Below are 9,592 nucleotides of genomic sequence, written 5' to 3'. Positions count from 1 at the left end.
ACTAAAGCAGGTTGGAATCGAACTCCTGGTTGGGCCCGCGCATTGTTGCGGGACGGCACCGAATGACGGTGACGAGCGGCAGGGGAAAGACGGTTGCTCCCACCGTGTCCGAGTAAAACCGCAGATTTGCGGACGGCACTGAACCTGTGGGAGCGGGCTTGCCCGCGAAGAACGATAATGCGGCCCACCTGACGGAACACAAACGCCCTACGGCACTTGCCATAGCCCTTACGTTAACGTAAAGATTGCGGCAGGGCGCCGACGTATGAAGGCGCAAGGGCGGACGACCCGGAGCGCTTGATGACGCTAATAAAAACAAACTCCCCCAAACTGCATCGCGAAGCCCGGCTGGCCCGGGAAAAGCTGCACCTGGAAGGCGAAGTGCCGGATGGCGTCCTGCGTGCGGAAATCGATGCCTCGTGGCGGCGCAGCCTGAGCCATGGCGTGCATTTCAATGCCAAGCACGAGCTGGCGCTGGAATCGAGCGCCAGCCTGGACCTGTTGCTGGCCAGCAATCGCCTGCTGATCGACGCCGCGTTGCCGGCCATCGATTACCTGGCCGAGCGTCAGGGCAAGGAAGGGCTGATCATCCTCGCCAACTCCGACGCCACCATCCTCGCCGTCGAAGGCCGCGCCGATCGCCTCAAGGGCAGTGGCCTGCAGGACATCACCCTCGGCGCCTGCTGGAGCGAAGCGGTCCGCGGCACCAACGCCCTCGGCACGGCACTGGTGGAAGCCCGGCCGACCCTGATCGATTGCGGCGAACATTATCTGGACCGTCTCAGTGATTTTTCCTGCACCTCGGTGCCGATCCATTGCCCCCAGGGCGATATCCTCGGTGTCCTCGACCTGACCCGTGAAGGCCCGCTCGGCCGCGCCCACGACAGCACGGCGCTGCTGGCCATGGCCGTCAGCCAGATCGAAAGCCGGGTGTTCAACGCCAGTTATCCGGACGAAATCGTCCTCGCCTTCCACAGCCGTCGCCAATACCTCGAATCCCCGTGGCAAGGCTTGCTGGCGGTGAGCCTTGGCGGGCAGATCCTCGCGGTCAGCGCCCAGGCTTGTCAGTTGCTCCACGCCGAGCGCTCGGCCCTGGTCGGTCGGCGCTGCGAGGAGTTTCTCGGCGTCGACGGTCTGCAATTGTTGGCACGCCTGCATCAGGGCGGCACCGGCAGCCTGCAGACCGCCAAGGGTGAATTCTTCTACAAAACCCTGCGCGCGCCACAACGCTCGATCAACGTCGGCAGCCCGCCGCGCACTGTGGCGAAACCGGCCAAGGCGCAACCGGATCTGGAAGCGCTGGCTGGCAGCAATACGCGCTACGCCCGTGCCTTGCGCATGGCCCGTCAAGGGTTGGCCAACGAACTGCCGGTGTTGTTATTGGGCGAAACCGGCACCGGCAAAGAGGTGATCGCCCGCGCCCTGCACATGGCTGGAGCGCGCTGCGACAAACCCTTCGTAGCGGTGAACTGCGCGGCCATTCCCGAGGGCCTGATCGAGTCCGAACTGTTCGGCTACCGCGAAGGCGCGTTCACCGGTTCACGCCGGGGCGGTATGGTCGGCCGCCTGCAACAGGCCCATGGCGGGACCTTGTTCCTCGATGAAATCGGCGACATGCCCCTGGCCTTGCAGGCCCGACTGTTGCGGGTGTTGCAGGATCGCAAGGTCGCGCCACTGGGCGCTGGCGAGGAGCAGGACATCGATGTCGCACTGATCTGCGCCACCCACCGTGACCTCAAGCGTCTGGTGGAAGATAAACACTTTCGCGAGGATCTGTTCTACCGGGTCAACGGCATCAGCGTGATGCTCCCGGCCCTGCGCGAACGTGAGGATTTCGCCGCGCTGGTCAGCCGCCTGCTGGTGACACTGGGCGCACCCGCCGTGGTCCTGCACGATGATCTCGATCGCTTGCTCAGCGGTTATCACTGGCCGGGCAACATCCGCCAGCTGGAGATGGTCCTGCGCACCGCGCTGGCCATGCGCGAACCGGGTGAAACCGTGCTGACCCTCGACCACCTGCCCGACAGCATGCTCGACGAATTGACCGCCAGCGAACGCCCCCAGGCCGGCAGCATCCGGGAAAACGAACTGGAGCTGATCCGCCAGTCCCTGGACGCGCATCAGGGCAACGTCTCGGCCGCCGCCGACGCCCTGGGCATCAGCCGCGCGACCCTGTATCGCAAGCTCAAACAGTTGCGCTCCTGATGCAACGCCTGATCGTCCGGCTGATCGACAGCCAGAACCCCGAGGCCTTGCAGGCGTCGCTGCGCTGGCTGTACAGCTTCGTGCGCCCCCATCGCCTGGCGATTGCCGGGCTGCTGGGCCTGTCGGTCTGCGCTTCGGCGCTGGTGCTGGTGCAGCCCTGGCTGACCAAACTGTTGATCGACGACGGCCTGCTGGCGCGCAACTTCCCGATGCTGGTGCTGATCGCCGGGCTGATGATCGTTGCCGGGTTGCTGGGCACGGCGCTTTCGGGCATCAACCGCTACCTGCACACGCGACTGTCCGGGCGCATGCTGTTTGCCCTGCGCGATGACCTGTACCGGCATCTGCAAACCCTGTCGCCGAGCTTTTACGGTCAGCGGCGCATCGGTGACCTGATGTCGCGCCTCGATGGCGACGTCGCGGAGATTCAGCGGTTCGCCGTGGACTCGCTGTTCTCGGCGGTGTCGAGCGTGATTGGCCTGGTGGTTGCCATCGCGATGCTGGTGACGCTGTCGTGGAAGCTCTCGCTGCTGGCCCTGGTACTGATCCCCCTCGATGTCCTCTGGCTGCGCTGGATGCGGCGCAAGGTCGAGCGCGATGTGCGGCAGTTGCGCGAGCGTTCGGCGGACATGTCATCGTTCATGGTCGAGACCTTGCCGGTGATGAAGTTCATCCAGTCCGCCGGTCAGCAACAGCGCGAAGCGCGGCGCCTCGAAACGCTGGGGCAGGGCTACATGAGCCAGTTGCTGCGCCTGCAAGTCACCGAGTTTTTCACCCAGGCCGTGCCGGGTACGCTGACCTCGCTGTCCCGGGCCTGCGCCTTTTTGATCGGCGGATACTGGGTGGTGCAGGGCACCTGGCAGCTCGGGGCGCTGATAGCGTTTTCCACCTACCTGGGGATGGCCGTGGGGCCGGTACAGAGCCTGCTCGGGCTCTACGTGGCGATTCAGCGGATGACCGTCAGCCTCGGCCGGGTCATGGAGCTGCGCGGCGAACAGCCGACCGTATCGACGCCTGCCAGACCTCAGCCGATGCCCAATGGCGGCGATCTCTGGTTCGACAACGTGCACTTCGCCCACCCCGGTCGCCAATCGACCCTGCGCGGTATCGAAGCGCGAATTCCCTACGGTTTGAAAGTGGCCCTCAGCGGCGGTTCGGGCGTGGGTAAATCCACCCTGATCGACCTGCTGCAACGGCATCACGATCCGCAATCGGGAAGGGTGCTGCTGGGCGACGTCGATGTGCGCGAGCTGGACCTGTTCCAGTTGCGTCGACGCATTGCCATCGTCAGCCAGGACATCGTGCTGTTTCGCGGCAGTCTCGCCGACAACCTGGCTTACGCGGTGCCGGACGCCAGCCGCCAGGCGATTGCCGAAGTGGCGCGCCTGGCGCAACTCGACAGCCTGATCGAGTCCTTGCCCGAGGGCCTCGACAGTCCGCTGGGCGAGCGCGGCCAGCAGTTGTCCGGTGGACAGAAGCAGCGCATCGCGATTGCCCGGGCGCTGTTGCAGGACCCTTTGATTCTGGTGCTCGATGAAGCGACCTCAGCGGTAGACGAAGCCACCGAGCGCGAAGTCATCGACGCCATCGACCGCTTGTTTGCCGCACGCACGCGCATCCTGATCAGCCATCGCCCTTCAACCCTGGCAGATGCCGATCTGCGGTTCGAATTGCTCGACGGCGTGCTGACCTCGAAAACGGTGCTGCATGAAACCTGAGTTGCGCGTGGGTGTGGTGGACAGCGGCCATTCGGCGGCGCAACGGGTGCAAGTGATCGCCGGTCGGCGCTTTTCATTGCTCGAAGACGGCCTGGCCGAGGGCGACTTGCGCGAGGATCCGCTGGGGCATGGCAGTGCGGTGATCGAGGCGATTGGCCGGCGTGCACCCTCGGCGCTGTTTTGCGTGGCCCAGGTGTTCGACCAGCGCGGTGTCACCAGTGCCTTGCAGATCGCCACGGCGATTGACTGGCTGGTGGCGCAGAACGTGCGGCTGATCAATTTGAGCCTCGGCCTGCGCCAGGATCGCAGCCTGTTGCGCGCGGCCTGCGCGGCGGCGGTGGCACGGGGCGTGCTGTTGTGTGCGTCGAGTCCGGCCCAGGGCGAAGGGGTGTTTCCGGCCAACTATCCGCAGGTGTTGCGGGTGACCGGCGATGCGCGCTGCGCCGAACAGGAATGGTCGTGGCTCAACAGCGCCCAGGCGGATTTCGCCGCCTGTGTGCATGGCACGTACCCGGGGCAATCCGGGGCGAGCCTCGGTTGCGCCGCGTTGAGCGGGCACATCGCCGGGTTCCTCGTCGAGCAGCCTGATGCCAGCAATGAGCAAGTCATCGAGTGGCTGCGCGACCATGCCCGTTACCGTGGCCCTGAACGGCGCTTCGGGCCATGACGGACATCGTCATTCTTGGCGCCGGACCGGCTGGAGCCGCTGTCGCACTGGGGCTACGGCGGCTTGGCCATGGCGTCACGCTGATCAGCGAATGGCGCCGGTTTGCGGCGCTTGAAGGCGTGTCCGTGCGGGTTCTGGATGCCTTGCGCAGTGCGGGCCTGCATCAGGCGGCGACGCAGGCGGCGCTGCCTTCTCAACGCCAGGTGAGCTGGAACGGCCAGCACCATGCGCAGAACATCGAGTACTTGCTCGACCGTCCGCTGTTTGACCGAGGCCTGCGTGAGGACTTGCGCCTGGCGGGAGTCGAACTGATCGAAGGCCGAGTGCTCAGGGTTCAGTCATCGGCCAATGGCCACCGAATCGAAATCGACGGACACGAAGCGCTGCTCGCGCCGTTTCTCGTGGAAGCCCGAGGACGCCAGGCACCCGCTATCGGCAAGGGCTTGCGTGGCCCCGAGACCGTCAGTTTGCTCAATCGCTGGCAGGGCACGCCGGGCAGCACCGCCAGCGCCGTGGAAAGCCTTGCCGACGGCTGGGCGTGGATGGCGCGCCGCGCCGACGGCCAGTGTTACTGGCAATGGACGGTGGATGTGGCCAGTGCCGGGTTGCCGGGCAAGGCCATGTTGCTCGATTACTGCCGGCAAAAACGTGGGGAGTCGGCAGTGGCCCGTGGTTTTTTCGGCGGCGAACCGGAGCTGGATGTGCAGCTGCATGCCCGCAGCAGCACGGCGATTCTCCACCCACAGGTTTGCGGCGATAACTGGATTCGGGTCGGCGATGCGGCGATGGCCGTGGACCCGTTGTCGGGTAATGGCATCTTTCAATCGCTCTCCTCGGCGTTGCAGGCGCCGACGGTGATCAACACGCTGTTGTGCAAACCTGAGCGAGCGGCTCTGGCCCGGCGTTTCCACCAGCAACGGGTGGAACAGCTGTTCCTGCGGTTCGCGCGGATCGGCCGGGATTTCTATGCCGATGAGCAGCGTTGGCTGGACCAGCCATTCTGGCAGGCCCGGCGGCAATGGCCGGATGCTGAAATCGCCCATGCCGAGGCCGATTTCAATGCGCTGAGAATCGAACGCGCACCGGTGCTGCGTGACGGATTTGTCGATGAGGCCGAGGTGGTGATCTCGGTGGATCAGCCGCTGGGGATCTGGCATGTGCAGGGGGTGGAGGTGGCGCCGTTGGTGCGGCGGTTGCGCACGGAGCCGGCTGAGCAGGTGTTGGCCGGGTTGACGGTGGAGCAGGGAAGGATGGTTCGGGGTTGGTTGTTGGCTCAGGGATACAAACCCTGATATTTGGGCTGTCTGGACCGGCCTCTTCGCGGGCAAGCCCGCTCCCACACTGGAATGCGTTCCCCTGTGGGAGCGGGCTTGCCCGCGAAGGCGGCCTAAAGGACGCTACAAATCACAATTTGATCAACACCGACTTCAACTCGGTGTAATGCTCGATCGCCGCATACCCCATCTCACGCCCGACGCCGGACATCTTGTAGCCGCCGAACGGCAACGCCGGGTCCAGCGCGCTGTGGCAGTTGACCCACACCGACCCCGACTTGATGCGCGGAATCATCCGGTGCACCGCCGCCAGATCATTCGACCAGATGCTCGCCCCCAAGCCGTAGGGGCTGTCATTGGCCATGCGCAGGGCATCGGCCTCGTCATCGAACGGAATCGCCACCAGCACCGGGCCGAAGATTTCTTCCTGCACCAGTGAGTGCTTCTGATCGACATCGACAATCACCGTCGGCTTGACGAAGAACCCCGGGCCAAACTGCTCACCACCGCAGGCGATGGTCGCGCCGCTTTCCCGGCCTTTTTCGATGTACCCGTACACTCGCTCCTGCTGGCGCGCCGAGATCAACGGGCCCATGTCGACGCTCGGGTCCAGGCCGTTGCCGAGTTTCATCGCGTTGGCGATGTCGCTGATGTCAGCCACCACGTTGTCGAAATGCTTGCGCTGCACATACAGCCGCGAGCCTGCGCAGCAGACCTGGCCCTGATTGAAGAAAATCGCGCTGGCGGCACCGGCTGCGGCGGTTTTCAGGTCGGCGTCGGCCATGACGATGGTCGGCGACTTGCCGCCCAGTTCCAGGGTGACCCGGGTCATGGAGTCCATGGCGATCTTGCCGATCTGCTTGCCCACCGCGGTGGAGCCGGTGAAGGTCAGTTTGTCCACCAGCGGGTTGTGGGTCAGGGCGGAGCCAGCGGTGATGCCGGTGCCGGTGACCACGTTGAACACGCCTTCGGGATAACCGGCCTCCAGCACCAGCTCCGCGAGTTTCAGTGCGGTCAGCGGGGTTTCATCGGCTGGTTTGAGCACCACGGTACAACCGGTGGCCAGGGCCGGGCCGAGTTTCCAGCAGGCCAGCAGCAGCGGGAAGTTCCAGGCAACGATGGCACCGACCACGCCCACCGCTTCACGACGGATGAAGCTGTGGAACTGATCGTTGGGCATCAGCGGTGCCGACACGTCAACCGTCGAGCCTTCGATCTTGGTCGCCCAGCCGGCCATGTAGCGCAGGAAGTCGATGGCCAGTTGCACGTCCATCACCTGGGCCACGGCCGCGCTTTTACCGTTGTTCAGGCATTCCAGTTGCGCCAGCAGCTCGGCGTCGCGCTGCATCAGGTCGGCGAGTTTCCACAACAGGTTCTGCCGCTCCCGGGGGCGGGTGCGGGTCCAGGACGAATCGTCGAATGCCTGGCGTGCGGCGAGTACGGCACGATCGACATCCTCCGGCGTTGCCCGTGGCACCACGCACAGCACTTCACCGGTGGCCGGGTTGTGCAGGGGCATGGTCTGGCCGTCGGCGGCCTCGACCCAGTCACCGCCGATGAGCATGCGCGGGGCGCGCTGGATGAACGCCGAAGTGGCGGGAAGCAGGTGTGGGAGCGACATGATGAAACCTCGTCTTGTTCGTGTGGCGAGGTCTTTCGCAATGGCTGTGCCAGTTGTGCTCGTTTGATTGGAACCCTGATCGGATGGGCCTCTTGGGCTATTTGCCGATGTCAGGGGAACAAGTGAGCGTCGCAAATTGCGACAGTGAGGATCAAAAGATCGCAGCCTGCGGCAGCTCCTACACGAAAATCGCCGCACACCTGTAGGAGCTGCCGCAGGCTGCGATCTTTTGATCTTGATCCTATGCTTGTCTCAGAGTGAAACAACTGTCGCGAAATTGGACGCCTGTCGTCTGCTTCAGAAGGCGCCAATAGCCCTGTATTTCAACTAAATGATTGATAAAGAACACTATTCATAAGCTGGCACGCTCCGTGTATTGCTCATCGCAGACGTTTCTCTTGCCTCCGTCAGCGGTGCACCGCCGGCGGCAGAAACCATAAAAACGCTAAGTCACAACAATAAGAACGCACCGTGCGAGGTTCGACGTTGATGAAGAGAAAACTCCGATCAGGCATGAGCGCCAGCCTGCTGGCCGTAGCGGCTTGCATAGCGCTGCATTCGCCCTATAGCCTGGCAGCCCGCGACGCCCAGACCATCCTCAAGGAAACCTGTCAGGGCTGTCATACCCCCGAAGCCGATAACGCCCTGAGCCGCATCAGCCACCAGCGCAAAACGCCGGAAGGCTGGCTGATGAGCATTGCCCGCATGCAGACCATGCACGGGTTGCAGATCAGCGACGACGACCGTCGCACGCTGGTCAAATACCTGGCCGATACCCAGGGCCTGGCGCCGAGCGAAACCGACGGCGTGCGTTATGCGCTGGAGCGCCGGCTCAATACCGTCGAGCAATTCGATGAGCAGACCAGCCAGATGTGCGGCCGCTGCCACTCCGGTGCGCGGGTCGCCCTGCAACGGCGGCCGGCCCAGGAGTGGGAGCGCCTGGTGAACTTCCACCTCGGTCAATGGCCGTCGCTGGAATACCAGGCGCTTGCCCGCGACCGCGACTGGTTCGATCTGGCCCGCAAAGAGATGGTGCCGCTGCTGGCCAAGCGTTATCCGCTGGACAACCCGGCCTGGAAAAAATGGCAGAGCGCCGCACCGAAAAGCGAGGCGCTGGCGGGGGACTGGAGCTTCAGCGGTCACTTGCCGGGCAAAGGCGAGCTGGCCGGTGTCATGAGCGTAACCGCCGACGGCAGCGATACCTTCAAGGTCAGCGTCAAAGGCCAGTATGCCGACGGCACGCCATTCAACGGCGACGGCAGCGCGATTCTCTATACCGGCTATGAATGGCGCGGCAACGTGACCATCGATGGCGTGACCATGCGCCAGGTGTTCGCCGCACAAGGCAATGCCATGCAGGGCCGCATGTTCGAGGCCGAGCACGACGAGCGCGGCCTGGACTTCGTCGCTGCCAAACAGGGCTCCCAGCGTTTGCTGGCGGTGCAACCGGGCTACGTTAAGGCCGGCAGCGAAACTGAAGTGACCCTGATCGGCAGCGGTCTTTCCGGCAAGCCGAATTTCGGCAAAGGCGTGGAAGTGGTCGAAGTCGTCTCGCAGAGCCCGGAGCAGATCAAGGTCAAGCTCAAGGCCGCCGCCAATGCCCAGCCGGGCGCGCGTGCAGTCACCGTCGGCACGCTGAAAGGCCCGAGCCTGTCGGTGTACAGCAAGATCGACGCAGTCAAGGTCGTGCCTGAGTTCTCGGTGGCACGGATCGGCGAGGGTGGCGGTTCGACGCCGAAAGTCCAGGGCCGTTTCGATGCCGAGGCCTGGGGCAAGGGCGCCGATGGCAAGCCGTACCGCATCGGCGTGTTCCCGGCGCAGTGGAAGGTCGAAGCCTTCGACGACCGCGCCAAGGAAGACGAAGACGTCAAGTTCGCCGGCACCATGCAGGCCGACGCGGGCGTGTTCACCCCGGGCGATGCCGGGCCGAACCCGGCACGCAAGATGTCCACCAACAATGCCGGCAACCTCAAGGTGATCGCCGCCGTCGACGATGCAGGGAAATCCCTGACCGGCGAAGGCCACATGATCGTCACCGTGCAACGCTGGAACAATCCACCCATTCCATAAGTTGACTGATCTCTCACGGTTTCAGACATCTTTTTGG

6 protein-coding genes are annotated in these 9,592 nt (G+C 64.2%); 5 read left to right on the top strand and 1 reads right to left on the bottom strand.

The features are described from left to right. Positions 1-300: 300 nt before the first annotated feature. Genes ACEN83_RS21730 through qhpG form a run of 4 tightly spaced genes read left to right on the top strand, consistent with a single transcriptional unit; the run spans position 301 to position 5,882 of the window. Positions 301-2,205 carry a sigma-54-dependent Fis family transcriptional regulator gene (locus tag ACEN83_RS21730; RefSeq protein ID WP_116581461.1) on the top strand — a complete coding sequence of 635 codons (1,905 nt, stop codon included), beginning with the start codon at positions 301-303 and terminating at the stop codon, positions 2,203-2,205. Next, a complete protein-coding gene (locus ACEN83_RS21725) occupies positions 2,205-3,923 on the top strand; it encodes an ABC transporter ATP-binding protein (RefSeq protein WP_495578397.1) in 1,719 nt (572 codons plus the stop codon). Before ACEN83_RS21730 ends, ACEN83_RS21725 begins: the two co-directional genes overlap by 1 nt. Then, the gene (gene qhpE / locus ACEN83_RS21720; RefSeq protein WP_258682011.1) at positions 3,913-4,590 is read left to right on the top strand and encodes a subtilisin-like serine protease QhpE; all 678 of its coding nucleotides are present in this window, start codon (positions 3,913-3,915) and stop codon (positions 4,588-4,590) included. The genes ACEN83_RS21725 and qhpE overlap by 11 nt, the downstream gene beginning before the upstream one ends. Then, complete coding sequence (gene qhpG, locus ACEN83_RS21715) at positions 4,587-5,882, top strand: flavin-dependent monooxygenase QhpG (protein WP_495578396.1); 1,296 nt, start codon at positions 4,587-4,589, stop codon at positions 5,880-5,882. Before qhpE ends, qhpG begins: the two co-directional genes overlap by 4 nt. A 112-nt stretch (positions 5,883-5,994) precedes the next feature. Here qhpG and ACEN83_RS21710 read toward each other — a convergent pair whose 3' ends face one another. Then, positions 5,995-7,485 carry an aldehyde dehydrogenase family protein gene (locus ACEN83_RS21710; RefSeq protein ID WP_007977837.1) on the bottom strand — a complete coding sequence of 497 codons (1,491 nt, stop codon included), beginning with the start codon at positions 7,483-7,485 and terminating at the stop codon, positions 5,995-5,997. A 489-nt stretch (positions 7,486-7,974) separates the two neighbouring features. Here ACEN83_RS21710 and peaA point away from each other — a divergent pair, with 489 nt between their 5' ends. Next, positions 7,975-9,555 (top strand): quinohemoprotein amine dehydrogenase subunit alpha, encoded by a 1,581-nt coding sequence (peaA, locus tag ACEN83_RS21705; protein WP_495578395.1) that lies wholly within the window; start codon positions 7,975-7,977, stop codon positions 9,553-9,555. Positions 9,556-9,592: the final 37 nt, after the last annotated feature.

The organism is Pseudomonas sp. Pseusp49, assembly GCF_059491875.1.
Note: the sequence above shows the minus strand (reverse complement) of the source record. Positions and strands in the feature narration are given on the sequence as shown.

Bases quoted from the DNA above. Each gene is read 5' to 3' on its own strand.
- ACEN83_RS21730 (WP_116581461.1), top strand. From the start codon at position 301: ATGACGCTAATAAAAACAAACTCCCCCAAACTGCATCGCGAAGCCCGG.
- ACEN83_RS21725 (WP_495578397.1), top strand. From the start codon at position 2,205: ATGCAACGCCTGATCGTCCGGCTGATCGACAGCCAGAACCCCGAGGCC.
- qhpE (WP_258682011.1), top strand. From the start codon at position 3,913: ATGAAACCTGAGTTGCGCGTGGGTGTGGTGGACAGCGGCCATTCGGCG.
- qhpG (WP_495578396.1), top strand. From the start codon at position 4,587: ATGACGGACATCGTCATTCTTGGCGCCGGACCGGCTGGAGCCGCTGTC.
- ACEN83_RS21710 (WP_007977837.1), bottom strand. From the start codon at position 7,485: ATGTCGCTCCCACACCTGCTTCCCGCCACTTCGGCGTTCATCCAGCGC.
- peaA (WP_495578395.1), top strand. From the start codon at position 7,975: ATGAAGAGAAAACTCCGATCAGGCATGAGCGCCAGCCTGCTGGCCGTA.